This window comes from Klebsiella grimontii, assembly GCF_042137965.1.
Classification (GTDB): domain Bacteria; phylum Pseudomonadota; class Gammaproteobacteria; order Enterobacterales; family Enterobacteriaceae; genus Klebsiella; species Klebsiella grimontii.
Map to the genome: position 1 here is coordinate 3,017,124 of NZ_CP169721.1, position 24,603 is coordinate 3,041,726.

Sequence of the window (24,603 nt, forward strand, 5' to 3'; positions counted from 1 at the left end):
CATGCAACAACAGTGGTCGGCAGTAGATAATTATCTCGTGGAAGCGTTAATTCCCAACGATCCGCTCCTCAGCCAGGTCCTGGAGAATAACCAGCGCGCCGGTCTTCCGGCGATCGACGTCGCCGCCAATCAGGGGCAGTTCCTGGCCCTGCTGGTGCGCATGACGGGCGCCAAACGCATCCTGGAGATCGGCACGCTCGGCGGCTACAGCACTATCTGGATGGCCCGGGAGTTGCCCGCCGATGGTGAATTGCTCACCCTGGAGGCCGACGCGCATCATGCCGCCGTCGCGCGCGAGAACCTCCGTCTGGCGGGCGTGGACGATCGCGTTGCGGTGCTGGAAGGCCCGGCGCTGACCAGCCTCGAAAAACTGGGCGATCGCCCGCCGTTCGATCTCATTTTTATCGACGCGGATAAGCCGAATAACCCCAACTATCTGCGCTGGGCGTTGCGCTATTCCCGCCCGGGGACAGTGATTGTGGGCGATAACGTAGTGCGCGACGGCGAAGTGACGAACCCGGATAGCGCGGACGACCGGGTGCAGGGGGTCAGAGCGTTTATCGACATGATGGGCAGCGACCCACGGCTGACGGTCACGGCCCTGCAAACGGTGGGCAGCAAAGGCTGGGACGGGTTCACCCTCGCGTGGGTGAACGCCTGACGTGACTCGCTGACCCCGGCAGCCCGCGCCACCGGGGTCAGTGACGGCTTAGGCCGCGATCTGCTCCATCGCCTGCAGCACCCGCTTGTCGGAAATCGGATACGGCGTGCCGAGCTGCTGGGCGAACAGGCTGACGCGCAGCTCTTCAATCATCCAGCGGATCTCCTGCACATCGTCATCCTGACGGCGCTGAGGCGGTAGCTTATTCAACCACTGCTGCCACCTCTGCTGGAGGCTCTCCACTTTGAGCATCTGCGCGCGATCGCGGTGCGGATCGATCGCCATTTTCTCCAGCCGCTTTTCAATCGCCTGCAGATAGCGCAGCGTATCACCCAGGCGGCGGAAGCCGTTGCCGGTGACGAAGCCGCGATACACCAGACCGCTCATCTGCGATTTGATATCCGACAGCCCCAGCGCCATGGTCATATCCACGCGGCCTTTCAGGCGTTTATTGATGTTAAACACCGCGGTCAGGATCTGCTCAACCTGTTTGGCGATTTCCACCACCGTCTCGTTGAGTTCAGCGCGCACCTTTTCATGCAGCGCGGCAAAGCCCTCTTCGCTCCATACCGGCCCGCCCGCTTCGTCAATCAGCTTATCCACGCCGCAGGAGATACAGTCATCGATCAGATCCAGCACTTTGCCGTAGGGGTTGAAATAGAGCCCCAGCTTGGCTTTATTCGGCAGCTTCTCGTGCAGGTATTTAATCGGCGACGGGATATTCAGCAGCAGCAGGCGGCGCAGGCCGCGCCACATCTCCTGCTGCTGCTCGAGCGGATTATCAAACAGCTTGATCGCCACGCTGTCGCGTTCGTCCACCAGCGCCGGCCAGGCCTTAACTTTATAGTTGCCGCGCTTCTGCTCGTAGCTCTCCGGTAGCCGGCCAAAGCTCCAGATATGCAGCCCGCTCTGCTCGATACCGTCATCGGCGACCGCGGACAGCGTCTCCTGTACCTTGCCTTTCAGGGCATCTTTCAGATCCTGCAGCGAGCGCCCTTCATGTAGCTTCTTGTTTTTGTCGTCCACCACCCGGAAAGTGATTTTCAGGTGATCGGGCACCTGCTCCCACTGCCAGGCCTCGCGGTCGATAGTCACGCCGGTCATCCGCCGCAGTTCGCGCTCCAGAGAATCCAGCAGCGGCAGTTCCAGCGGCGTCGCGCGGCCTAAAAACGCCTCCGCGTAGTTCGGCGCAGGAACGAAGTTACGCCGTACCGGCTTCGGCAGCGATTTAATCAGGGCGATAATCAGCTCACGGCGCAGCCCCGGGATCTGCCACTCAAATCCGGCTTCTTCCACCTGGTTGAGCAGCGGCAGCGGAATATGCACCGTTACGCCGTCGGCGTCGGCGCCCGGTTCAAACTGATAGGTGAGACGCAGCTTCAGGTTGCCCTGGTGCCAGAAGTTCGGATAGTCGAGCTTGCTGACCTGCTCCGCGCCTTCCTTAATCAGCATGCTCTTTTCAAAGTTGAGCAGATCCGGCGTCTCGCGGCTGGCCTGCTTCCACCATTTATCGAAGTGGCGCGCGGAGATGACGTCATGGCTGATGCGCTGGTCGTAGAACTCAAACAGCGTTTCGTCATCGACGAGAATGTCGCGGCGGCGCGATTTATGCTCCAGCTCTTCGATTTCGTTGCGCAGCTTGAGGTTTTCGCGGAAGAAGGCGTGGCGAGTCTGCCAGTCGCCCTCCACCAGCGCGTGGCGGATAAACAGTTCGCGGCACAGCGCCGGGTCAATCTGGCTGTAGTTGACCTTGCGGGCCGCGACAATCGGCAGGCCGTAAACGGTCACCTTCTCCGTCGCCATCACCGCCCCCTGCCCGCGCTCCCAGTGGGGTTCGCTGTACGAGCGTTTGATCAGATGCTGCGCCACCGGCTCGACCCACTCCGGCTCAATGCGCGCGGCGATGCGCCCCCACAGGCGGCTGGTTTCCACCAGTTCGGCGACCATCGTCCATTTCGGCGGCTTTTTGAACAACCCGGAGCCGGGGAAGATGGAGAAGCGAGCGTTACGCGCGCCGGTAAACTCCTGCTTGTCGGCGTCTTTCATACCGATGTGCGACAGCAGGCCGGTCAGCAGCGCGGTGTGAATTTCGCGATACTCCGCCGGCTCGCTGTTCACCGGCAGGCCGAGCTCTTTGACCACCTGACGCAGCTGAGTGTAGATATCCTGCCACTCGCGCACGCGCAGGTAGTTGAGAAAATCGACCCGGCACTGGCGGCGGAACTGGTTCGAGGAGAGCGCTTTTTGCTGCTCGCCAAGGTAGTTCCACAAATTCACAAAGGCGAGGAAGTCGGACTCTTTATCGTGGAAACGACGATGCTTCTCGTCAGAGGCCTGCTGCTTGTCCATCGGCCGCTCGCGCGGATCCTGAATCGAGAGCGCCGAGGTGATGATCATCGCCTCGCGCACGCAGCCGTGTTTTTGCGCCTCCAGTACCATCCGCGCCAGACGCGGGTCAACCGGCAGCTGGCTGAGCTGGCGGCCCATCGGCGTCAGCTTATAGGCGGTCTGCTGTTCGTCGGTGGTAATCGCCCCCAGTTCCTCCAGCAGGCGTACGCCGTCCTGAATATTGCGCTTATCCGGCGCTTCAACGAACGGGAACGCGGCGATATCGCCCAGGCCCAGCGCGGTCATTTGCAGAATAACCGACGCCAGGTTGGTGCGCAGAATTTCCGGGTCGGTAAACGCCGGGCGCGACAGGAAGTCGTCTTCCGAATAGAGACGAATACAGATCCCTTCGGAAACGCGGCCGCAGCGGCCCTTACGCTGGTTAGCCGACGCCTGGGAAACCGGCTCAATAGGCAGGCGCTGTACTTTAGTCCGGAAGCTATAGCGGCTGATACGCGCGGTACCGGGATCGATAACGTACTTGATGCCCGGCACGGTCAGCGAGGTTTCCGCGACGTTGGTGGCCAGCACGATCCGCCGCCCGCTGTGGGCCTGGAACACGCGGTTCTGCTCACTGTTGGACAACCGCGCGTACAGCGGCAGCACTTCGGTATGGCGCAGATTCAGCTTATTGAGCGCATCGGCGGTATCGCGGATTTCGCGCTCGCCGCTCATAAAAATAAGGATATCGCCGGGGCTTTCGCGCCCGAGCTCATCAACGGCGTCAAATATCGCCTGCAGCTGATCGCGCTCGGTGTCGTCGGCGTCTTCAACGATGGGTCGATAGCGCACTTCTACCGGGTAGGTGCGCCCGGACACTTCGATAATCGGCGCGTTGTTAAAGTGGCGCGAGAAGCGTTCCGGGTCGATGGTCGCCGAGGTGATAATAATTTTCAGATCCGGGCGACGGGGCAGCAGTTCCCGCAAATAGCCAAGCAGGAAGTCGATGTTGAGGCTGCGTTCGTGCGCTTCATCGATAATAATGGTGTCGTACTGCATCAGCAGCCGATCCTGCTGGATTTCCGCCAGCAGAATACCGTCGGTCATCAGCTTAACCATGGTGTTATCGCTGACGTGATCGCTAAAGCGGACTTTATAGCCGATGCAGCCGCCCGGTTCCGTTTGTAGCTCTTCGGCAATACGGTTGGCGACGGTACGCGCGGCCAGACGGCGCGGCTGCGTATGGCCGATTAACCCTTTAACGCCGCGTCCCAGCTCCATACAGATTTTCGGCAGTTGGGTGGTTTTGCCCGAGCCGGTCTCCCCCGCCACAATCACCACCTGGTGGTCGCGCACGGCGTCGAGGATCTCCTGCTTTTTCTGGCTGACCGGCAGGTTTTCCGGGTAGGTTATCGCCGGTCGAGCGGCTTCGCGCAGCAGGACTCTCCCTGCCGCCTGTTCAATTTCTTGCGCCATCTCCTGAAGGATGGCCTGCTGGGCATCAGGATTTTTAACCTTCTTCACGCCGTGCAGGCGACGGGCGAAGCGCGACTTATCGCGCAGCATCAGGCCATCAAGCCGTGTAACGAGCTGAGAGAAGGTTATTTTTTGTTGTTCTGTCATAGCGTTATCGGGCAGCGCACTGCCGGGAAAAATCTCTTTTGATGTATTGCGTTAGAGTACCACATCCGCGCAATTCGTGCCTTGTTCAAAAAAACTGAATACAGAGTTCGATTTATTGCGCTTTCTCTGCGGCATGATTGTGAATAGAGTGTCAACAAGCACCAGGGCAACGGCCCGTCAATCACATTAAAAAAGGAAACACCCATGAGCAAAGTATTAGTTCTGAAATCCAGTATTCTGGCAGGGTACTCGCAATCTGGTCAGCTGTCCGACTATTTTGTTGAACAATGGCGTGAAAAGCACGCGCAAGACGTTATCACCGTGCGCGACCTGGCTGCAAACCCAATCCCGGTACTGGACGGGGAACTGGTTGGCGCTCTGCGTCCGAGCGATGCGCCGCTGACGCCGCGTCAGCAGGAAGCGCTGGCGCTTTCCGACGAACTGATCGCTGAACTGCAGGCGAACGATGTGATTGTTATCGCGGCGCCGATGTACAACTTCAACATCCCGACCCAGCTGAAAAACTACTTCGACCTGGTGGCGCGCGCTGGCGTGACCTTCCGCTACACCGAGAAAGGGCCGGAAGGTCTGGTGAAAGGTAAACGCGCGGTCGTCGTCACCAGCCGCGGCGGTATCCATAAAGATACCCCGACTGACCTGGTAACGCCGTACCTGTCTACTTTCCTTGGCTTTATCGGCATCACCGACGTGAACTTCGTGTTCGCTGAAGGCATCGCCTACGGCCCGGAAGTTGCAGCGAAAGCGCAGACCGATGCGAAAGCCGCTATCGACAGCGTTGTTGCCGCATAAGATTTGCCTCCTCCCGCCCCGGCGGGAGGAGTGTTTCACTTTTTCTCGTAGCGCAAATACCCCACCACGCCACCGCCGCCGTCTTTTGGATGATTCACGCCGTCGTTGACCTCCACGCAGGGAAAGTCAAAAGGCGACACGCCGTCAATGCAGGCCACATTCACGCCATACTGCTGCGGGTTTGAACGCCGTTGATGAAAAGTATAGATCCCACACACTGAGCAGAAAAAGTGCACGGCTTGACCGGTATTAAAACGATACTCCGTGAGCTTATCCCGTCCGCGGATAACATCGATTCCTGAAAGCGGCGCGGAGACCGCGACCGCCCCACGCATCCGGCAATATGAACAGTTACAGCGGCGAACGGTGTTGAAGCCATCGCTAAGCTCAACGGTAAACGCCACCGCGCCGCAGTGGCACTGAGCGGATAATTTCTCTGCCATGATTTTCCCCCTCAGGATGAAGATTTCGGCCGTAAATTCTCATCAAACGCCAGCCGCTTTCTGTCCGGCTCTGCCTCTTTGAGCGGTTCCACCTGATGCAGCGTCTGTTTGCAGCGCTCCACCAGCATCTGATACTCCCGCGTCCCCTGCTTCTTCCAGGCCAGCTCCTGTTCGCTTAATGTACGAATGGCTTTCGCCGGACTGCCGACAATCAGATGGTTGGCGGGCATTTCGGCGTTGGCTTTGACAAAGGCCGAAGCGCCGACGATGCTGTTTTCACCAATGCTGGCCCCGTCGATGATCACCGCGCTCATGCCTACCAGCGCGTTGCGCCCGATGGTGCAGCCGTGCAGAATCGCGCCGTGGCCGATATGCCCCTCTTCTTCCACGACCGTATCCTGGCCGGGAAAGCCGTGCATCACGCAGTTATCCTGGATGTTGGCGCCATCTTTCACCACGATGCGGCCAAAATCGCCGCGCAGGCTGGCGTTAGGGCCAACGTAGACCCCTTTGCCGAGGATCACGTCGCCAATCAGCACCGCGGTGGGATGAACGTAGCTCTCATCCGGTACCACCGGCGTCATACCGTCAATTTGATAAATGGGCATAGCCTCTCCTTATACGCCTGCGAGTCCGCCAAAGCGCTGGAAATAGAGCGGTCCCGGCGCGGGAAGTTCCCCCACCGAGCTTTCGCCCTTCTCGCCGACAAACGCCAGCGCGCCGGGGGCAACGCGTTGATAAATATTGATGCACAGCTGGCGCGCGGTTTGCCCGGCCCAGTGCGCGGGGAGCAGCTCTTCGGGCAGCAGCGGGTCTTTCAGCACTACCCGGCGATAGAAGTGAATCAGTAGGAGTTGAATCTGGAAACTGCGTTCGGGCGTCAGCTCCGCGGGCTCGCAGTCGCGAAGCAGCGGCAGCAGCGGTCGAAACAGGGTGATAAATGTTTCATACATCGCGTTCTGATCGGTAAGATGCCAGCACTCTTCAACGCGAGCGCGCAGCGCCGCCCGGGAGAGCGCCAGCGGGGAATGCGCTTCGAAACAGATAACGTTTTCCGCCACGCCCGCTTCGTGCAGCAGAGACTGTACGTCCGCCAGCTTTTGCGACGGCGAAGCCAGCAGGCTCGGCGCCAGCGCGCCAAATCCCTGCCACAGCAGCTGTTTTTTGACTTCCGCCAGGGTGCTTTTTTCCAGCCCTTCCGACAGCAGCAGCAGCCAGGTGCCATCCCACTCCGGCGCGCTGGCGCGATAGATTTTATGCTCCGCCCGGCGGGTCAGCCGCAGGCCTTTGTCGCTGAGGCGGTAGAAGCTGCGGCGACCAATGCGCACCACATCGAGCCACTCTTCTTTATTCAGGCGGAACAGCGCGGTACGCACGAATCGTTCGCCGAATCCAAGCCCTTCCAGCAGCGCCGCCACGCTGCCAAGCCAGACCTCTCCGCCGCGCTGGAGCAAGGCGTCGCCGTATAAAGAAGCAATAAGCGAGGTCCCGCTGATGGGCATCGCGGTGACGGCCTGCTGAATAAAGGTGTCGAGTTTACTCATCTGATTCATTCTGTTGTGATTTTTATCCTTTTTGAATCATAGCACAGGAAATCCCGGAGGCGGTGCTAGCGCACCTGTCCGGGCTACCGGCCCGCAGACGGCGATGAACACGTAGCCCGGCTAAGCGCAGCGCGAGCCGGGAAGAGGCCGAGCTGGTACATCACCCCCCGCACACTCCCCGGGTCGCGGCGTAAACGCCTTACCCGGGCTGCGGGAGTTGTGTCGTCGGGTAGCCCGGACAGGCGCAATGCGCCGCCTCCGGGAGAACACGTTATCCGTTAGCGGCAGCCTTGCGCAGGTCGAACACGCGGCAGGCCTTGCCCTCGGAGCGCGGGATACTGCCGCAGTTGACGATGCTGATATCGGTCGAAATCCCCACCATCGATTTGATCCGGTGGCGCAACTGATGACAAATCTGACAGCGCTGCTCGTGGTTCAGCGCCAGACCGCTCTCTTTTAGCTCCACGCGCACCGAAAGTGAATCAAGATGGCCCCGGCGGTTAACCTCCAGCTGATAGTGCGGCGCCAGATGTTCGAACTTGAGGATCTCCTCCTCTAGCTGCGATGGGAAAACGTTCACGCCGCGGATAATCAGCATATCGTCGCTGCGCCCGCTGATGCGATCCATCCGGCGCATCGTGCGGGCAGTACCCGGCAGCAGACGGGTCAGGTCGCGGGTGCGGTAGCGGATCACCGGTAGCGCTTCTTTGGTCAGGGTGGTGAACAGCAGCTCGCCGTGTTCACCGTCCGTCAGCGGCGTGCCGTTGTCCGGATTCACCACTTCAGGGTAGAAGTGATCTTCCCAAATCGTCGGACCGTCGGCGGTTTCCAGGCACTCCATCGCCACCCCCGGCCCCATCACCTCCGACAGGCCGTAGATATCCAGCGCCGAAATCCCCAGCCGACGCTCGATTTCCGTACGCATCGCGCGGGTCCACGGCTCCGCGCCGAACACTCCCACCCGCAGGGAGCAGCCGCTGGCGTCGCCGCCCATCTGGCGCTCCAGCTCTTCAATCAGGTTCAGGCAGTAGGACGGCGTCACCATAATCATATCCGGCTTAAAATCGCGGATCAGCTGGGCCTGCTTTTCGGTCTGGCCGCCGGACATTGGTATCACCGTCGCGCCTAAACGCTCCGCGCCGTAGTGGGCGCCCAGTCCGCCGGTAAACAGGCCATAGCCGTAGGCGACATGGATTTTGTCTTTCGCCGTGCCGCCCGCCGCGCGCAGGGAGCGGGCGACAATATTGGCCCAGTTATCAATATCGTTTTGCGTATAGCCCACCACCGTCGGCTTGCCGGTAGTCCCCGAGGACGCGTGGATGCGCACCACCTGCTCCATCGGCACCGCAAAGGTATCAAAGGGGTAGTTGTCGCGCAGATCCTGCTTGGTGGTGCAGGGAAACTTGCTCAGATCGCTCAGTTCGTGGAAATCGTCAGGATGAACGCCCGCCGCGTCGAATTTACGGCGATACATCGGCACATTGTCGTAGGCGTGCTTCAGGGTCCACTTCAGACGCTGGGTTTGCAGGGCCTGCAGCTCGTCGCGCGATGCGCTTTCAATCGGGTCTAATTGCGTTATCGTTGTCATTTTGTAGGGTACTCGCAGGTAGATTCGCTCACACTCGCTCAAGGATCATGGCAATGCCCTGACCCACGCCAATACACATCGTACACAGCGCATAGCGCCCGCTGCGGCGCTGCAGCTCCAGGCTGGCGCTCAATGCCAGCCGGGCGCCGCTCATCCCCAACGGATGGCCTAAGGCGATGGCGCCGCCGTTGGGGTTAACATGCGGGGCGTCATCCGCCAGCCCCAGCTGTCTGAGCACGCCCAGCGCCTGGGCGGCGAAGGCTTCATTCAGCTCAATCAGATCCATATCGTTTATGCTCAGTCCGGCGCGCTCCAGCACTTTACGTACCGCCGGCACCGGCCCGAGTCCCATCAGCTTCGGCTCGACGCCCGCCGTCGCCATGGCCACAATACGCGCCCGCGGCGTTAGCCCCTGGGCGATGGCCTGCTGCGAGCTGGCGATAATCAGCGCCGCGGCGCCGTCGTTGACGCCGGAGGCGTTTCCCGCGGTCACCACGCCCCCTTTGCGGAACGGCGTTTTCAGCCGCGAAAGCTGTTCAAGGGTGGTCTCCGCCCGCGGATGCTCGTCCTCATACACGGTGCTCACCGCCCCCTTGCCGCCGATAATCGGTACCGGCACGATCTCCTGCGCCAGAATGCCGTCGCGCTGGGCCCGGGCCGTACGCTGCTGGCTGCGGTACGCAAAAGCGTCCTGATCGGCGCGGCTGATATTTAACAATTCAGCTACATTCTCCGCCGTTTCCGGCATGCTGTCAGTGCCAAATCGCTGCTGCATGAGCGGGTTCACAAAACGCCAGCCGATAGTGGTATCAAACAGCTCGGCCTGGCGCTGATACGCGGCGCTGGCTTTGCCCATCACAAACGGCGCGCGCGACATCGACTCGACGCCGCCGGCAATCATCAGATCCGCCTCTCCGGCTTTGATGGCGCGGGCGGCGAAGCCGATAGCATCGAGACCGGAGCCGCACAGGCGGTTAACGGTAGTGCCGGGTACGGTGTGCGGATAGCCCGCCAGCAGCGTCGCCATATGGGCCACGTTACGGTTGTCTTCGCCGGCCTGGTTGGCGCAGCCGAGAATTACATCGTCAATTGATGCCGGATCGAACTTCGGGTTACGGCTCAGCAGCTCGCGCAACGGGATAGCGGCCAGGTCGTCAGCGCGCATGCTGGCCAGCGCCCCGCCGTAGCGGCCAATCGGCGTGCGGATCCCGTCACAAATAAAGGCGTCGCGCATCAGACTTCTCCTGTGATTGTGCCGCCGATGCGGTGCGATTTACCGCGAAACAGAGCGATCACTTTTTGCTGTTGGTTAACGATCTCAATGTCATAGACCCCGGTCAGTTTGCCCTGCTGCTTGACCCTCGCCGTGGCGGTCAGCAGCTCGCCGACAAAGGCCGGACGGAGAAAATCGATGCTCGCCGCCGAGGCGACCGCCGCCAGCCCCTGGCTGTTGCAGGCGTAAGCGAAGGCGGTATCGGCGAGCGAAAACAGCTGTCCGCCGTGGCAGGAGTGGTGGCCGTTGAGCATGTTCGGGGTGACCGCCATGGTCATCTGCGCGTAGCCGTCATCCATCTCGATAATCTTGATCCCCAGCGCTTGCGCACAGTTATCGTTCTCATACATCGCGCGGGCGTTGCGCCAGGCTTCATTGCTCATGATGTTTCTCCATCAGCGCCTTCTGACGCAGCAGGGAACAGGGGCGATAGCGCTCTTCACCATAGTGCCGCTGCAGGTTTTCCAGCAGCCGAAGCACCCGGCCCCAGCCAAGTGACTCTCCCCACGCCAGCGGGCCGCGCGGGTAGTTAACGCCCAGGCGCATGGCGGTATCGATATCCTCCGCGCTGGCGACCCCTTTTTGCAGCGCGTCCAGCGCTTCGTTAACCAGCATCGCCACCGTACGCCACACCAGCAGGCCGGGATAGTCAGCGATCTGCAGCACTTTTTTGCCCTGCTGTTGAAAATAGAACGTTGCTTTATCGGTCGCCGCCTGTGAGGTGGTTTCCGCGCTGGCCAGCACCACCGTATCACCCGCGCTGTGGTCGTAGACCACTACCGGTCGGCCGTGCTGAAGGCTTAACGCCAGGGCGGTTTCACCGGTCGTTTCCAGCAGCAATATCTCGTCCAACTCAGTGACAACGTCACGTTTTATGCGTTTTGCTGCGCGTTCTGCTGATACGGCGGCCAGCGCCCGCTCGGGTTGGGCCTCAGCAGGCCAGCGGTAGACCCCCTGCCCGCTCTTTTTCCCCAACCGCCCAGCCAGCGCCAGCTCCTGCTGCAGCAGTGACGGCTGATAGCGACGGTCCTGCCAGCAGGCGTTAAACACCGAACAGGTCACCGCAAAGTTGACGTCCTGACCTATCAGGTCGGTCAACGCCAGCGGGCCCATGGGGAAACCGCCGCCGTCGCGCAGGGCGGCGTCAATCACCTCCGGCGCGGCAACCTGCTCTTCCAGCGCTCGCCACGCTTCGGCATAAAAAGGCCGCGCCACGCGGTTGACGATAAAACCGGGCGTTGAGCGGCAGCGAACCGGCTGTTTTCCCCAGTCGCTAACCCACTGACAAAGCTGTTCGACGACTTCCGTCGAGGTGGCCAGGCCGCTGACCACTTCCACCAGCTTCATCACCGGGGCCGGGTTAAAGAAGTGCAGCCCGGCGACCCGCTCCGGGTGTTTTATCCCGGCGGCGATGGCGGTGATCGATATCGACGAGGTGTTGCTAACCAGCAACGTCGACGGGGAGCAGATCGCCGCCAGCTGTTCGAACAGCGCCTTTTTGACCTCCAGACGTTCGGAGGCCGCTTCGATAACCAGCTGCGCGTCAGCCAGGTTGCTCAACTCCGCCGCGGGAACCAGACGCGCCAGCAGCGCATCGGCCTGTTCCGTCGCCAGCTTGCCGCGGCTGACGCGGGAGGCCAGCCGCTGGCGAATCCCGTCGATGGCGCGAACCACCGCCTCAGGGGCGATGTCGAAAATCAGTACCGGATGCCCGGCGGCGGCGGCCACTTCGGCAATCCCGGCGCCCATGGTGCCGCTGCCTATCACCGCAACGGTAGGTAACGTTTTGCTCATCGGCTATTTCCCGCTGAATTGAGGTGGACGCTTCGCGAGGAAGGCGCTGACGCCTTCGCGATAGTCGGCGCTGCGTCCGGCCAGGCGCTGATAATCGCGCTCAAGATCGAGCTGCTGATCCAGGGTCTGGGTTTCCGCAAGCTGAAGCGCCTTCTTAATCAGACCGAGGCCATAGGTCGGCTGGGCGGCCAGGTGCCGCGCCAGCGCCAGGCCGGTATCTTTCAGCTCGGCATCGTCCACCACCTGCCAGATCATCCCCCACTGCGCGGCCTGCTCTGCGCTCAGGCTATCGCCCAGCAGCGCCAGCCCCATCGCCCTCGCTCGACCCGCCACCCGCGGCAGAAACCAGCTGCCGCCGCAGTCAGGCACCAGGCCGAGCTTGCTGAACGCCATGACGAACTTCGCCGAACGCGCCGCCAGAACGATATCGCAGCCCAGCGCCAGCGTGGCCCCCGCTCCCGCCGCGACGCCGTTTACCGCGCAAATCACTGGTTTCGGCAGCGCCGCCAGACGGCGCACCAGCGGGTTATAGAAACGCTCAACCGACAGGCCGAGATCCGGCGCAGGACCGCTGGGGTCGACGTTGCGGTCATTTAAATCCTGCCCGGCGCAAAAGCCGCGCCCGGCGCCGGTCAGCAGTAAACAGCGCACATCGTCATCACGTTCCGCCTGCTTCAGGCACGCCGCCAGCTGCTGGTGCATCAGGTCGTTAAAACTGTTCAGGCGGTCCGGGCGATTAAGGGTAATCGTCATCACGCCCTGTTCCACTTCGCTGAGAATGAAAGCTTCCACGATTAGCGTCCTTTAAATTCCGCAGTACGTTTATGTAAAAAGGCGTCAATACCTTCGCGGCGATCTTCGGTCGCGCTCAGTAAGGTAAACAGCTGACGCTCCTGCTGAAGCCCGGCCTGCAGACTCACCTCCTGCGACAGCCGCAAGGACTGTTTAGCCGCGCGCAGCGCCAGCGGCGAGTGGCGAGCCACGGTTGCCGCCAGGCTAAGCGCGTATTCATCGGTAAGCGCTGGCGGATACACCTCGCTCACCAGCCCCGCCCGCAGCGCCTGATGGGCATCGATGCTTTCGCCGCTCAAGACCATCCGGCTGGCCAGCGCCTTACCGACGCTGCGGATCAGACGCTGGGTGCCGCCCGCGCCCGGCATCATGCCGAGGGTGATTTCCGGCAGGCCGAAGCGGGCGTTATCGCCGGCGACAATCAGATCGCAGATCAGCGCCAGCTCGCATCCGGCGCCGAGGGCATAGCCGTTAACCGAAGCGATCAGCGGTTTGCTGAAGGCGTCGATACGCGCCCACAGCCGCGGGCGAATATCATCGAGCGTGGCGGGCAGATCGTTTTCCGCCATTTCGTTCAGGTCGGCCCCTGCGGCAAAGAAGCGTTCGTTAGCGCTGATGACGCAGACGCCAACCGTCGGGTCCAGCGCCGCCGCGTCGAGCACATCGGCGATCTGCATCAGCAGCGCGTTATTGAGCGCGTTGCGCGCCTGCGGGCGATTGAGCGTCAGCTGCAGTACGCGCGCGTGGCGGGCAATAAACAGTTCACTCATGCCATCCCCCGCGCGTCGAAGTCGACGATCACATCGCCGCTGGTGGGGAGCGCCTGGCAGCTCAGCACGTAGCCTGCCGCCACCTCGTCGGCTTCAAGGCTGTAGTTCGCGGCCATCGCCACCTCGCCGCGCAGCACTTTGCATTTACAGGTGGCGCAGACGCCGCCCTTGCAGGCAAACGGCAGGTCCGCCCCCTGGCGTAGCGCGGCGTCAAGAATGCTGTCGTCCTCGGCGCTCAGGGCTATGGTGCGGTCGCGGCCATCCTGACGAATCGTGACCGAGCGGCCCTCCGCCTGGACGCCGGCAGCCCGCCTGGCGCCGCTGCCCGGCGTATTGAAACGTTCCAGATGGATGGCTTTCGCCGGGACGCCCAGCTCGCGCAGGGTCATTTCCGCTTCATCCATCATCGCCGCCGGGCCGCAAATAAAGGCATGGTCAAAGCGGCTGAAGTCCAGCAGATGGGCGGCCAGTTCGCGCAGCTTGTCGCCATCGATGCGCCCCTGCAGCAGGTCGCTGTCCATCGCCTCCTGGCTGAACAGATGCACCACCTGCAGGCGCTGCGGATAGCGGTCTTTCAGGTCGGCCAGCGCCTGGCGGAACATCATGCTGTGGCTGCTGCGGTTGCCGTAAATCAGCGTGAAGCGGCTGTCGGTTTCGCAGGCGAGAGTGGCGTCAACGATCGCCATCATCGGCGTAATCCCGGAGCCAGCGGCAATCGCCAGGTAGTCGGCCCGACGCCCGGCCTGCGGCTGGTAGCCAAAGTGGCCCTGCGGCACCATCACCTCCAGCGCCATCCCCGGTTGAATGTCGCTCTGGGCATAGCGCGAGAAGCGCCCGCCGTCGATAGCTTTAACCGCCACGCTGATTTCACCCGGCGCGCGGCTGCGGCAAATCGAGTAGCAGCGCCTAAGCTCTTCGCCGCCGAGGCGGGCCTTCAGCGTCAGATGCTGGCCCGGACGAAAGGCATAGGCGTCGCGCAGCGCGTCGGGTATGGCAAAGGTGATGGTGACCGCGTCGCGGGTTTCCGGTTCCACTTTCGCCACGGTAAGCGAATGAAATGTCGTCATCGCAACCTCAAATACATTTAAAGTAATCAAAGGGTTCCCGGCAGCTGTCGCAGCGATACAGCGCTTTGCAGGCCGTGGAACCGAATTCGCTAATTAGCGAGGTGTGGCGGCTACCGCAGCGCGGGCACACCACCTCGTCTGGCATATGGGCATGGCAGGCATGATCCTGCGGCGGACTGATGCCGTACTGGCGCAGACGTTCGCGGGCCTCAGGCCCCATCCAGTCGGTGGTCCACGGCGGGTCAAGCTGCAGCACGATATGCACCGGCGCGAAGCCGTTTGCCGTCATCACCGCGCGGATCTCCCCCAGCAGATGTTCGGTGGCCGGGCAGCCGGAGTAGGTTGGCGTGAAGCCAATGACCCACCCCTCGCCGCGGCGCTCCACGCTGCGCACCATGCCGAGGTCGGTAATGGTCAGCACCGGGACTTCCGGGTCGGGAATCGCGCTTAACACGCCCCACACCGCGTGGATCTCGGGAGGAGCGATATCAACCAGACGTTGCATAATCCCCTCCTGCTACCAACGCTGACCGGGATAGGCGCGCTGTAAATACTGCATCTCCGCCAGCAGCGGCCCGAGATGCTCGCTGTGCAGCCCCTGCTTGCCGCCGTGGCGAAACGGCGCTTCCTCGGGGATCTGCAAACCGGCATCGCTCAGCGCGGCGCGGACCGTCGCCTGCCATTCAGCCTGCAACTCGCGCGGGTCGACGGCGATGCCCTGCGCGCTTAGCTCAATCTCCAGCGCATCGGCCTGGAACAGCTCGCCGGTAAAGCGCCACAGGTTCTCGACCGCGTCCTGCATTCTCTGCGCGGAAAGGGCCGTGCCGTTGCCGAGGCGTTCCAGCCAGCCGCGGCTAAAGCGCTGATGGTAGCGCACCTCTTTCAGCGCCTTGGCGGCGATGGCGGCGAGCTGCGTATCGCGACTGCTGACCAGGCGGCCATAGAGCGCCACGTGCCAGACATCGATAAAAAACTGGCGAGCAAGAGTGTCGGCAAAGTTGCCGTTTGGCTGCTCCGCCAGCAATAAATTGCAAAACTGGCGTTCGTCGCGGCCAAAGGCCAGAGTGTCTTCATCGCCGCTGCCGGCCAGTTCGGCGGCGTAGCTAAGAAAATTGCGCGCCTGCCCCAGCAGGTCGAGGCCGATATTGGCCAGCGCCAGATCGATCTCCAGCTCCGGCGCGTGGCCGCACCACTCGCCCAGACGCTGGGCCAAAACCAGGCCGTTATCGCCGAGGCGCAGGGCATAAGCTGCAACGGGGTTGTCGTTGTTCATCGCCGCCTCACATATGTTCCATGCCGTCGGGCACGGTGTAGAAGGTCGGATGGCGGTAGATTTTGCTCTCCGCCGGATCGAAAAATTCACCGCGCTCTTCAGGCTGCGAGGCAACGATTTCGCGGGCCTTCACCACCCAGATTGAGCAGCCTTCGCTGCGGCGGGTATAGGCATCGCGGGCGTTTTCCAGCGCCATCTGGTCATCGGCGGCGTGCAGGCTGCCGACGTGGCGGTGCGACAGACCCTGCTTGCTGCGAACGAACACTTCATATAACGGCCAGTCGTTTTTGCTCATCTTCCTTCTCCTTACGCGGCGTCGCGGGCCTGTTGTTTTTGCGCGTGCGCCAGCGCGGCTTCCCGCACCCACGCGCCCTCTTCCCATGCCTTGCGTTTAGCGGCCAGGCGTTCGTGGTTGCAGATCCCGCGCCCGGCGATCGTCTCGTTAAATTCCTGCCAGTCGATGGCGCCAAAGCGGTAGTGGCCGGTGGTTTCATCCAGCCGCAGATCCGGATCCGGCACGGTCATGCCGAGGATCTCCACCTGCGGAATGGTGTTATCAACAAAGCGCTGGCGCAGTTCGTCGTTCGAGTGGAGCTTGATTTTCCACGCCATGCTGCGGGCGCTGTTTGGCGAGTTATCGTCGTTTGGACCGAACATCATCAGCGCCGGCCACCAGAAGCGGTTGATGGCGTCCTGCAGCATCTGCCGCTGCGCGTCGCTGCCCTGCGCCAGCGCCATGCAGGCTTCAAACCCCTGACGCTGGTGAAAGCTCTCCTCTTTGCAGATCTTGACCATGGCCCGGGCGTAGGGTCCGTAGGAGGTCCGGCACAGCGCCACCTGATTGACGATGGCCGCGCCGTCCACCAGCCAGCCGATCACGCCGATATCCGCCCAGCTCAGGGTCGGGTAGTTGAAAATGGAGGAGTACTTCATCTTGCCGTCGAGCATTTTCTGATACAGGTCTTCGCGGGCGCAGCCGAGGGTTTCCGCCGCGCTGTAGAGGTACAGACCATGCCCGGCTTCATCCTGCACTTTCGCCAGCAGAATCGCTTTGCGCCTAAGGGTCGGCGCGCGAGCGATCCAGTTGCCTTCCGGCAGCATGCCGACAATTTCCGAGTGCGCGTGCTGGCCTATCTGGCGGATCAGCGTTTTACGGTAGGCTTCCGGCATCCAGTCCAGCGGTTCGATGGCCGTCTCCTGTGCAATGCGCTGCTCAAAGCGTTGTTCTTCTGTCACGTCATCACCTTTATGATTCCAACAAATTCGATTTAAATTAATTTATGAATCACTTTGTTTTATAAAAGTTACATCCAGGTTAAATAAAACCACAAATTTTGTTTGCCTTTTCTGTGACGCCCGCCGCAAAAGCTTTTGTAAAATGCATTAATAACAACTAATTAAGTAAATCGCGCAGATCGATAGCGACCGCATTGTTAATAAATTATTAAATTTGAACTTGATTTTTATGATTCATCAAAGAACTATCTATAGATATTTCACGTAACACATCTGGAGATGAACCATGCAGCAGTTAGCCAGCTACTTGTCCGGCACGTGGCAGACCGGCCGGGGCCACGCGCGCACCATCCATCATGCCATCAGCGGCGACGCGCTCTGGGAAGTCACCAGCGCGGGTCTGGATATGGCGCAGGCGCGGCGCTTCGCGATTGAGCGCGGCGGCAAAGCGCTACAGGCGATGACCTTTATTGAGCGCAGCGCGATGCTCAAAGCGGTCGCCAGACATCTGCTGGAACAGAAGGCGGCGCTGTACGCCATCTCCGCCGAAACCGGCGCCACCCGCAGCGATAGCTGGGTGGATATCGAAGGGGGCATTGGCACCCTTTTCACCTACGCCGGTCTCGGCAGCCGCGAACTGCCGGACGATACCCTGTGGCCCGAAGATGAGCTGATCCCGCTGTCAAAACAGGGAGGCTTCGCCGCCCGCCACGTTCTGACGTCGAAATCCGGCGTGGCGGTACACATCAACGCTTTTAACTTTCCCTGCTGGGGCATGCTTGAAAAACTGGCGCCAACCTGGCTTGCCGGCATGCCCGCCATCATCAAACCGGCTACCGCCACCGCGCAGCTGACGCAGGCGATGGTCAAAATGATTGTCGACAGCGGGCTGGTGCCGGAGGGCGCAATCAGCCTGATCTGCGGCGGCGCGGGCGATCTGCTCGACCATCTCGATAGCCAGGATGTCGTCACCTTTACCGGCTCGGCCCATACCGGACAGCAGCTGCGGGTGCACCCCAACCTGGTCGCGAAGTCCATTCCCTTCACCATGGAAGCGGATTCGCTGAACTGCTGCGTGCTCGGTGACGACGTCACGCCTGAGCAGCCGGAGTTCGCGCTGTTCATTCGCGAAGTGGTACGAGAGATGACGGCGAAAGCCGGGCAAAAATGTACCGCCATCCGGCGGATTATCGTGCCGCAAGCGCAGGTGAAAGCGGTGAGCGATGCGCTGATTGCGCGTCTGCAAAACGTGGTGGTCGGCGACCCGGCGCAGGAAGGCGTAAAAATGGGCGCGCTTGTGAACTACGAGCAGCGTCAGGACGTACAGGATAATGTCAACCGTCTGGTAGCCGCCGGATGCGACGTGCTGCTGGGGGGCCAGGCCGATCTCCGCGCCGCCGGGGCCTTCTTCCCGCCAACGCTGCTGTTCTGCCCGCAGCCGGATGAAACCCCGGCGGTACACGCCATTGAAGCGTTTGGTCCCGTCGCAACCTTGATGCCCTATCAGAATATTGAGCACGCCATGAGCCTGGCGCGGGCCGGTGAAGGTAGCCTGGCCGGTACCCTGGTGACCGCTAGCGGCGAACTGGCGCGGGCGTTTATTCTCGGCGCCGCCCGCGCCCACGGGCGTATTCAGATACTGAACGAAGCCTCTTCCGCCGAATCGACCGGCCACGGCTCCCCGCTGCCGCAGCTGGTTCACGGCGGCCCGGGGCGCGCCGGCGGCGGCGAAGAGCTGGGCGGCCTGCGGGCGGTGAAGCACTATATGCAGCGCACCGCGATTCAGGGCAGCCCGACGATGCTCGCGGCAATTGGTCAGCAGTGGGTACGCGGCGCGGAGGTGGTGGAAGACCGCATTCACCCGTTCCGTAAATATTTCGAAGAGATCCAACCGGGCGACAGCCTGCTGACTCCGCGCCGCACGCTGACCGAGGCGGATATCGTCAACTTCGCCTGCCTGAGCGGCGATCACTTCTACGCCCATATGGATAAGATTGCCGCCGCGGAGTCGATTTTCGGCGAGCGCGTGGTGCACGGCTATTTCCTGATTTCCGCCGCTGCCGGGCTGTTTGTTGACGCCGGAGTCGGTCCGGTGATCGCCAACTACGGGATGGAAAATCTGCGCTTTATCGAGCCGGTGAAGCCGGGCGATACCATCCAGGTACGCCTGACCTGCAAGCGCAAAACGGTGAAACGCCAGCGCAGCGCGGAGGAGAAAGCGACCGGCGTCGTCGAGTGGGCGGTAGAGATTTTTAACCAGCACCAGCAGGCGGTAGCGCTCTACTCCATTCTGACTCTGGTGGCCCGCCAACAGGGGGATTTTGCGGAGTAAATGTTAGAAATTCGCCCATCTTTATCGCCATCTTCATGCCTCTGCGGAGGCATTTTTTGTAACTGGCAAAACTGACAAACAACCTGGCAAAAGCAGGCAAACGCCTGGGCGCTGAGCGCTGTTAGGTTAAGGATACACAAGCCGACATTCGCAGCGGCACTGCACAACACAACAATAAGGTGAGGTCTCAATGGCGATTCTTTCCCCCCGCAAGACGGCTCTGGCGTTGGCTGTCGCCCTGTTTTGCGCCTGGCAAAGCCCGGCTTTCGCCCACGGCGGCGAAGCCCATATGGTCCCGATGGATAAAACCCTGCAGGATTTTGGCGCGGACGTTCAGTGGGATGACTACGCGCAGATGTTTACCCTGATTAAAGACGGCGCTTACGTGAAGGTAAAACCGGGGGCGAAAACGGCCATCGTCAATGGAAAAACCCTGGAGCTGCAGGTGCCGGTAGTGATGAAAGACGGCAAAGCGTGGGTTTCTGATACCTTTATCAACGACGTGTTTCAGTCCGGTCTTGACCAGACTTTCCAGGTGGAAAAACGCCCTCACCCGCTGAACTCGCTGTCAGCGGCGGAAATCAGCGCCGCGGTCGCCATCGTTAAAGCCGCGGCGGATTTCAAGCCCAATACCCGATTCACCGAGATCTCCCTGCGCGAGCCGGATAAAAAAGCGGTGTGGGATTTTGCCCTCAACGGCACGCCGGTCAACGCCCCGCGCGCCGCCGACGTGATCATGCTCGACGGCAAGCACGTTATTGAGGCGGTGGTGGATTTACAGAATAAAAAGGTCCTTTCATGGACGCCGATTAAAGACGCCCACGGCATGGTACTGCTGGATGATTTCGCCAGCGTGCAGAACATCATCAACGCCAGCAGCGAGTTTGCCGAAGTGTTGAAAAAACACGGCATCGACGACCCGAGCAAGGTGATTACCACCCCGCTGACCGTCGGCTACTTCGACGGTAAAGATGGCCTCAAGCAGGACGCGCGGCTGCTCAAAGTAGTGAGCTATCTTGACGTTGGCGACGGGAACTACTGGGCGCACCCGATTGAAAACCTGGTGGCGGTGGTCGACCTCGAGCAGAAGAAGATCATCAAAATCGAAGAGGGGCCGACGATCCCGGTGCCGATGGCGGCCCGCCCCTATGACGGCCGCGACCGCGTTGCGCCAACGGTGAAACCGCTGGAGATCATTGAGCCAGAGGGCAAAAACTACACCATCACCGGCGATATGATCCACTGGCGTAACTGGGATTTCCATCTGCGGATGAACTCCCGCGTCGGGCCGATTTTGTCTACCGTGACCTGGAACGACAACGGTAAAAAGCGCCAGGTGATGTATGAAGGATCGCTCGGCGGGATGATCGTCCCCTACGGCGACCCGGACGTGGGCTGGTATTTTAAAGCCTATCTGGATTCCGGCGACTACGGCATGGGCACCCTGACCTCGCCTATCGTCCGCGGGAAAGACGCGCCGTCCAACGCGGTGCTGCTGGATGAAACCATCGCCGACTATACCGGCACGCCAACCACTATCCCGCGCGCGATCGCCATCTTCGAACGCTACGCCGGGCCGGAGTATAAGCACCTGGAGATGGGCAAACCGAACGTCAGCACCGAGCGCCGCGAGCTGGTGGTGCGCTGGATCAGCACCGTCGGCAACTACGACTACATCTTTGACTGGGTATTCCACGAAAACGGCACCATCGGCATTGATGCCGGGGCGACCGGCATCGAAGCGGTCAAAGGCGTACAGGCGAAGACCATGCACGACCCGAGCGCCAAAGAGGATACCCGCTACGGCACGCTGATCGACCATAATATTGTCGGCACCACCCACCAGCATATCTACAACTTCCGCCTCGATCTTGACGTCGACGGCGAGAACAACACGCTGGTGGCCATGGACCCGGAAGTGAAGCCGAATACCGCCGGCGGCCCGCGCACCAGCACCATGCAGATCAATCAGTACACTATTGCTAGCGAGCAGAAAGCGGCGCAGAAATTTGATCCAGGCACCATTCGTCTGCTGAGCAATACCACCAAAGAAAACCGGATGGGTAACCCAGTGTCGTATCAGATTATCCCCTACGCGGGCGGCACGCATCCGGTCGCCACCGGGGCGAAATTCGCCCCTGATGAGTGGATTTACCATCGTTTGAGCTTTATGGATAAACAGCTGTGGGTCACCCGCTACCACCCCACCGAGCGCTTCCCGGAAGGCAAGTACCCTAACCGTTCGATTCACGACACCGGCCTCGGCCAGTACGCGAAAGATGACGAGTCGCTGGACAACCATGATGACGTGGTGTGGATCACCACCGGCACCACCCACGTGGCCCGCGCCGAGGAGTGGCCGATTATGCCTACCGAGTGGGCGCATGCGCTGCTGAAGCCGTGGAACTTCTTTGACGAGACGCCGACGCTGGGCGAGAAGAAACAGTAACCACATCACGGCCTCAGCGATGGGGCCGTTTTTATTTATCCGCGACCAATGCACATGCAGCGGGCAGTAGGAGCGGTATAGCCTGTTTTTCAACTTCTTTTGCCATATATGTTAGAAGTCGACGATAAACTTATATGGCATAAAAGCCTGCAACGATTATCAATGAGAATGGCTTTATGTCGCTTTACGATCTCAAAACCGAAGCGCAGGCATTGCCGGAGTCCTGGCACTCCCGGATCCTGGGCCGCGTTGGGGCAACGAATCTCAAAGTCCTGCGCATGGATGCCCACTCAGTCGCTGAGGAGGTGCATGAATATGACGAGGGATTACTGGTTATTGACGGTCGTCTGGAACTGAGCGTACAGGAGAAAAAAATCTCCGTCGCGCCCGGCCAGCTTTATATAGCCAAAGCGGGCATTCCTCATACGGTGGAAGGCGGCAGCTTTGGCACCCTGGTGATTATAGATTTACCAGACAGCGGCTTCAGCGGTGTATCCCCTGCTGATTAAGTGAAATGCGCGTTTGGAGGATAAGCGAGTCATCATTTCATTTTGATTGACTAAGCCATTGCGCCCACGTTATAGCCAATGTCCGGGTATGCTCCTGTGGGGTTGAAGGTATTAGTCGCGGGATCGCCATAAACGTTGAAATCTTGCACGTGAAGCGCAGCGGCGCGAATGCGGGCCGGGCAGATAACACGCGCTATTTTTCATGATGCCCCTTTAATCACTGAGATCATCATGCTTGAACTTCGCCCTAATTGTGAATGCTGTGATAACGATCTGCCGCCAGAATCAGCGGATGCGTACATCTGTTCATTCGAATGCACCTTCTGCATTGACTGCGTGACCCAGCTGCTTCAAGGATGGTGCCCGAACTGCGGGGGCGAGCTGGTGCGCCGTCCAGTACGCCCCGAAGCTGCCCTCCTTCGCCACCCTGCCTCCAGCCAGCGCCGATATAAACAATAAGCCAGTTTGTCGCTTATCGCTGACGCTCCGGTTCGCCGCGAGCCCGCTCATCCTCGTTTACGTAGCGCGTTAAGTAGCGCCTGCGTTGCGCCGGAAGACGTCCCGGATGACGAACAAACCAGCCGAAACTCACGGTGTATGGCAGGCGTCACGGGTACCACGCACAGATTACGCAACGCCTCCGGCAGGGCTGATTCGGGTACAAGGGCGACGCCCATCCCTTCCGCAACCAGCTTACAGGCGCTAATCCAGTCACGTACCGTCACGCGGATATCAGAAAGTTGCAGACCCGCCTTTTCCATCAGGCTTTTTCCATTAACGACGCATCCGCCTGTCGCCAGAATAAAGGGCTGGTCTGCCAGCGCCTTTAGCGTTATGCCATACGTCCTGGCATGGTGTGCCAGCCGATGAGCGGCTGGCAGTACCGCTACCCATGCATCCTGCCCTAATACAACGTCTGCGCGCCCGGGGTCGGGATTCATGACCACCCCCAGCTCAACGGTATCTGCGGCCAGCCACTCCTCGACCTCCTCGTCCGAGCCTTCCAGGATGACGACCTCAATACCCGGATGCAGACGCTTAAAGTCGCGCAGCAGGCCGGGCAACAAGGTGGACGTCACTGATGGAAAGCTGGCCAGGCGAATGCGCCCGCGATTTAAACCCCGGCTCTCATCGGCCAGTTCGCGGATGGCATTCAGCTGCGAAAGCATGTTTCTTGCGTGTTCAACAACCTGCCCGCCCAGCGCGGTCACCCCGATATATCGTCGCTCACGCGTAAATACCGGAAATCCCAGTGCAGCCTCTAGCTGGGCGATGGCCTGGCTGGCGCCGGACTGAGTCATTCCTATCTCCTCTGCGGCACGCGAGATGTTGCCGGCATCCGCCACGGCCACCAGTAAGCGCCAATGTAAAAGATTCATCATGATTGTCAGTAGCTCAGCTAATAGTTAGTTTCTTTATCATTAATTTTACAGCGCATTCCGCGTCAAATACAGTGGATTCAGGACCTCCCCCGACGGCTTTTCACCTTTCACGGAGACAAAATGAAACTCTATTACGCCCCGGATACCTGTTCGTTATCGCCGCACATCGTGCTGCGCGAACTGCAACTTGAGTTTGAACTGGTTAGAGTCAACAACAGAAGCAAGATCACCGCTGATGGTCGCGACTTCCGCGCCATTAACCCTAAAGGGTATGTCGCCGCCCTTGAACTCGATGATGGGCAGATACTCACTGAGGGTCCGGCCATCGTGCAGTACCTCGCCGACCTAAAACCAGAATACGGCCTGGCGCCGCGCGCGGACAGTTGGGCTCGGGTGCGTCTGCAGGAATGGCTTAACTTTATCACCAGTGAAATACACGCTGGCTCGGCACCGTTGTTCAACCCCGCGCTGCCCGAAGAGGTCAGAGCGATTTTTCGTGAGAAGCTGTTCCGACAGTTCGATTTTCTTCAGGCGACTCTCAACGAAAAAATCTATCTGACTGGCCCCACTTTCAGCGTGGCTGATGCCTACCTCTTCACTGTGCTGGGCTGGTGTAAATTCTTCTCAATCCCACTGGATCGCTGGCCTGGGCTATTGGCGTACAGGGAAATGATCAATGCCCGTCCTGCGGTACAGGCCGCATTACTGGCCGAGGCGTCGCTTTAAGGT

The 24,603-nt window shown here is 60.5% G+C and carries 23 protein-coding genes; 7 read left to right on the forward strand and 16 right to left on the reverse strand.

All coding sequences use genetic code 11. The annotated features are described in order from the left end of the window. The first annotated feature begins 1 nt into the window (after position 1). The gene (locus ACE3MN_RS14240) at positions 2–661 is read left to right on the forward strand and encodes an O-methyltransferase (protein ID WP_024358296.1); all 660 of its coding nucleotides are present in this window, start codon (positions 2–4) and stop codon (positions 659–661) included. A gap of 48 nt (positions 662–709) precedes the next feature. Here the strand turns inward: ACE3MN_RS14240 and hrpA are convergent, their stop codons facing one another. Continuing rightward, positions 710–4,555 carry an ATP-dependent RNA helicase HrpA gene (gene hrpA, locus ACE3MN_RS14245; protein WP_375364390.1) on the reverse strand — a complete coding sequence of 1,282 codons (3,846 nt, stop codon included), beginning with the start codon at positions 4,553–4,555 and terminating at the stop codon, positions 710–712. A 261-nt stretch (positions 4,556–4,816) separates the two neighbouring features. Between hrpA and azoR the strand changes: the two genes are divergently transcribed. Beyond that, positions 4,817–5,422 (forward strand): FMN-dependent NADH-azoreductase, encoded by a 606-nt coding sequence (gene azoR, locus ACE3MN_RS14250; RefSeq protein ID WP_004120936.1) that lies wholly within the window; start codon positions 4,817–4,819, stop codon positions 5,420–5,422. A 35-nt stretch (positions 5,423–5,457) separates the two neighbouring features. Here the strand turns inward: azoR and ACE3MN_RS14255 are convergent, their stop codons facing one another. The 14 genes from ACE3MN_RS14255 to paaA form a co-directional block, all read right to left on the reverse strand. Further along, positions 5,458–5,868, reverse strand: coding sequence for a GFA family protein (locus ACE3MN_RS14255; protein ID WP_029669679.1), 411 nt, complete (start codon positions 5,866–5,868; stop codon positions 5,458–5,460). An 8-nt stretch (positions 5,869–5,876) separates the two neighbouring features. Next, a complete protein-coding gene (gene paaY / locus ACE3MN_RS14260; protein WP_049131065.1) occupies positions 5,877–6,473 on the reverse strand; it encodes a phenylacetic acid degradation protein PaaY in 597 nt (198 codons plus the stop codon). Between the two features lie 9 nt (positions 6,474–6,482). After that, positions 6,483–7,409: a phenylacetic acid degradation operon negative regulatory protein PaaX gene (gene paaX / locus ACE3MN_RS14265; RefSeq protein WP_024358299.1), complete on the reverse strand. Its 927-nt coding sequence runs from the start codon at positions 7,407–7,409 to the stop codon at positions 6,483–6,485. A 271-nt stretch (positions 7,410–7,680) separates the two neighbouring features. After that, a complete protein-coding gene (gene paaK / locus ACE3MN_RS14270; RefSeq protein ID WP_024358300.1) occupies positions 7,681–8,997 on the reverse strand; it encodes a phenylacetate--CoA ligase PaaK in 1,317 nt (438 codons plus the stop codon). 28 nt (positions 8,998–9,025) lie between these two features. Then, positions 9,026–10,231, reverse strand: a complete 1,206-nt coding sequence (gene pcaF, locus ACE3MN_RS14275; protein WP_024358301.1) for a 3-oxoadipyl-CoA thiolase — start codon at positions 10,229–10,231, stop codon at positions 9,026–9,028. Next, positions 10,231–10,653: a hydroxyphenylacetyl-CoA thioesterase PaaI gene (gene paaI, locus ACE3MN_RS14280; RefSeq protein WP_024358302.1), complete on the reverse strand. Its 423-nt coding sequence runs from the start codon at positions 10,651–10,653 to the stop codon at positions 10,231–10,233. The genes pcaF and paaI overlap by 1 nt, the downstream gene beginning before the upstream one ends. Then, positions 10,643–12,064: a 3-hydroxyacyl-CoA dehydrogenase gene (locus ACE3MN_RS14285; RefSeq protein ID WP_148855576.1), complete on the reverse strand. Its 1,422-nt coding sequence runs from the start codon at positions 12,062–12,064 to the stop codon at positions 10,643–10,645. Before ACE3MN_RS14285 ends, paaI begins: the two co-directional genes overlap by 11 nt. Positions 12,065–12,067: 3 nt before the next feature. After that, positions 12,068–12,856 carry a 2-(1,2-epoxy-1,2-dihydrophenyl)acetyl-CoA isomerase PaaG gene (gene paaG / locus ACE3MN_RS14290; RefSeq protein ID WP_004139014.1) on the reverse strand — a complete coding sequence of 263 codons (789 nt, stop codon included), beginning with the start codon at positions 12,854–12,856 and terminating at the stop codon, positions 12,068–12,070. Between the two features lie 2 nt (positions 12,857–12,858). Beyond that, positions 12,859–13,626, reverse strand: coding sequence for a 2,3-dehydroadipyl-CoA hydratase PaaF (gene paaF, locus ACE3MN_RS14295; protein ID WP_024358304.1), 768 nt, complete (start codon positions 13,624–13,626; stop codon positions 12,859–12,861). Then, positions 13,623–14,693 carry a 1,2-phenylacetyl-CoA epoxidase subunit PaaE gene (paaE, locus tag ACE3MN_RS14300; RefSeq protein WP_375364081.1) on the reverse strand — a complete coding sequence of 357 codons (1,071 nt, stop codon included), beginning with the start codon at positions 14,691–14,693 and terminating at the stop codon, positions 13,623–13,625. The genes paaF and paaE overlap by 4 nt, the downstream gene beginning before the upstream one ends. A gap of 7 nt (positions 14,694–14,700) precedes the next feature. After that, the gene (gene paaD, locus ACE3MN_RS14305; RefSeq protein ID WP_024358306.1) at positions 14,701–15,198 is read right to left on the reverse strand and encodes a 1,2-phenylacetyl-CoA epoxidase subunit PaaD; all 498 of its coding nucleotides are present in this window, start codon (positions 15,196–15,198) and stop codon (positions 14,701–14,703) included. Between the two features lie 12 nt (positions 15,199–15,210). Beyond that, positions 15,211–15,966, reverse strand: a complete 756-nt coding sequence (paaC, locus tag ACE3MN_RS14310) for a 1,2-phenylacetyl-CoA epoxidase subunit PaaC (protein ID WP_064410634.1) — start codon at positions 15,964–15,966, stop codon at positions 15,211–15,213. Positions 15,967–15,973: 7 nt separating this feature from the next. Beyond that, positions 15,974–16,261 carry a 1,2-phenylacetyl-CoA epoxidase subunit PaaB gene (paaB, locus tag ACE3MN_RS14315; protein ID WP_024358308.1) on the reverse strand — a complete coding sequence of 96 codons (288 nt, stop codon included), beginning with the start codon at positions 16,259–16,261 and terminating at the stop codon, positions 15,974–15,976. 11 nt (positions 16,262–16,272) lie between these two features. Continuing rightward, on the reverse strand, positions 16,273–17,202 hold the full coding sequence (paaA, locus tag ACE3MN_RS14320; protein WP_116943716.1) for a 1,2-phenylacetyl-CoA epoxidase subunit PaaA: 930 nt from the start codon (positions 17,200–17,202) through the stop codon (positions 16,273–16,275). A gap of 286 nt (positions 17,203–17,488) precedes the next feature. Between paaA and paaZ the strand changes: the two genes are divergently transcribed. The 4 genes from paaZ to ACE3MN_RS14340 all read left to right on the forward strand — a co-directional run bounded on the left by paaZ (position 17,489) and on the right by ACE3MN_RS14340 (position 22,951). Further along, positions 17,489–19,534, forward strand: coding sequence for a phenylacetic acid degradation bifunctional protein PaaZ (paaZ, locus tag ACE3MN_RS14325; RefSeq protein ID WP_148855587.1), 2,046 nt, complete (start codon positions 17,489–17,491; stop codon positions 19,532–19,534). 190 nt (positions 19,535–19,724) lie between these two features. Next, a complete protein-coding gene (gene tynA, locus ACE3MN_RS14330; RefSeq protein ID WP_082237221.1) occupies positions 19,725–21,983 on the forward strand; it encodes a primary-amine oxidase in 2,259 nt (752 codons plus the stop codon). Positions 21,984–22,159: 176 nt separating this feature from the next. Beyond that, positions 22,160–22,492 carry a cupin domain-containing protein gene (locus ACE3MN_RS14335; RefSeq protein WP_004139027.1) on the forward strand — a complete coding sequence of 111 codons (333 nt, stop codon included), beginning with the start codon at positions 22,160–22,162 and terminating at the stop codon, positions 22,490–22,492. A gap of 231 nt (positions 22,493–22,723) precedes the next feature. Continuing rightward, a complete protein-coding gene (locus ACE3MN_RS14340) occupies positions 22,724–22,951 on the forward strand; it encodes a DUF1272 domain-containing protein (protein ID WP_154933355.1) in 228 nt (75 codons plus the stop codon). Positions 22,952–22,998: 47 nt separating this feature from the next. On the opposite strand, the gene ACE3MN_RS14345 is transcribed toward ACE3MN_RS14340, so the two are convergent. Beyond that, the gene (locus ACE3MN_RS14345) at positions 22,999–23,874 is read right to left on the reverse strand and encodes a LysR family transcriptional regulator (protein ID WP_049085177.1); all 876 of its coding nucleotides are present in this window, start codon (positions 23,872–23,874) and stop codon (positions 22,999–23,001) included. 120 nt (positions 23,875–23,994) lie between these two features. Here ACE3MN_RS14345 and gstA point away from each other — a divergent pair, with 120 nt between their 5' ends. Then, the gene (gstA, locus tag ACE3MN_RS14350; RefSeq protein WP_024358312.1) at positions 23,995–24,600 is read left to right on the forward strand and encodes a glutathione transferase GstA; all 606 of its coding nucleotides are present in this window, start codon (positions 23,995–23,997) and stop codon (positions 24,598–24,600) included. Positions 24,601–24,603: the final 3 nt, after the last annotated feature.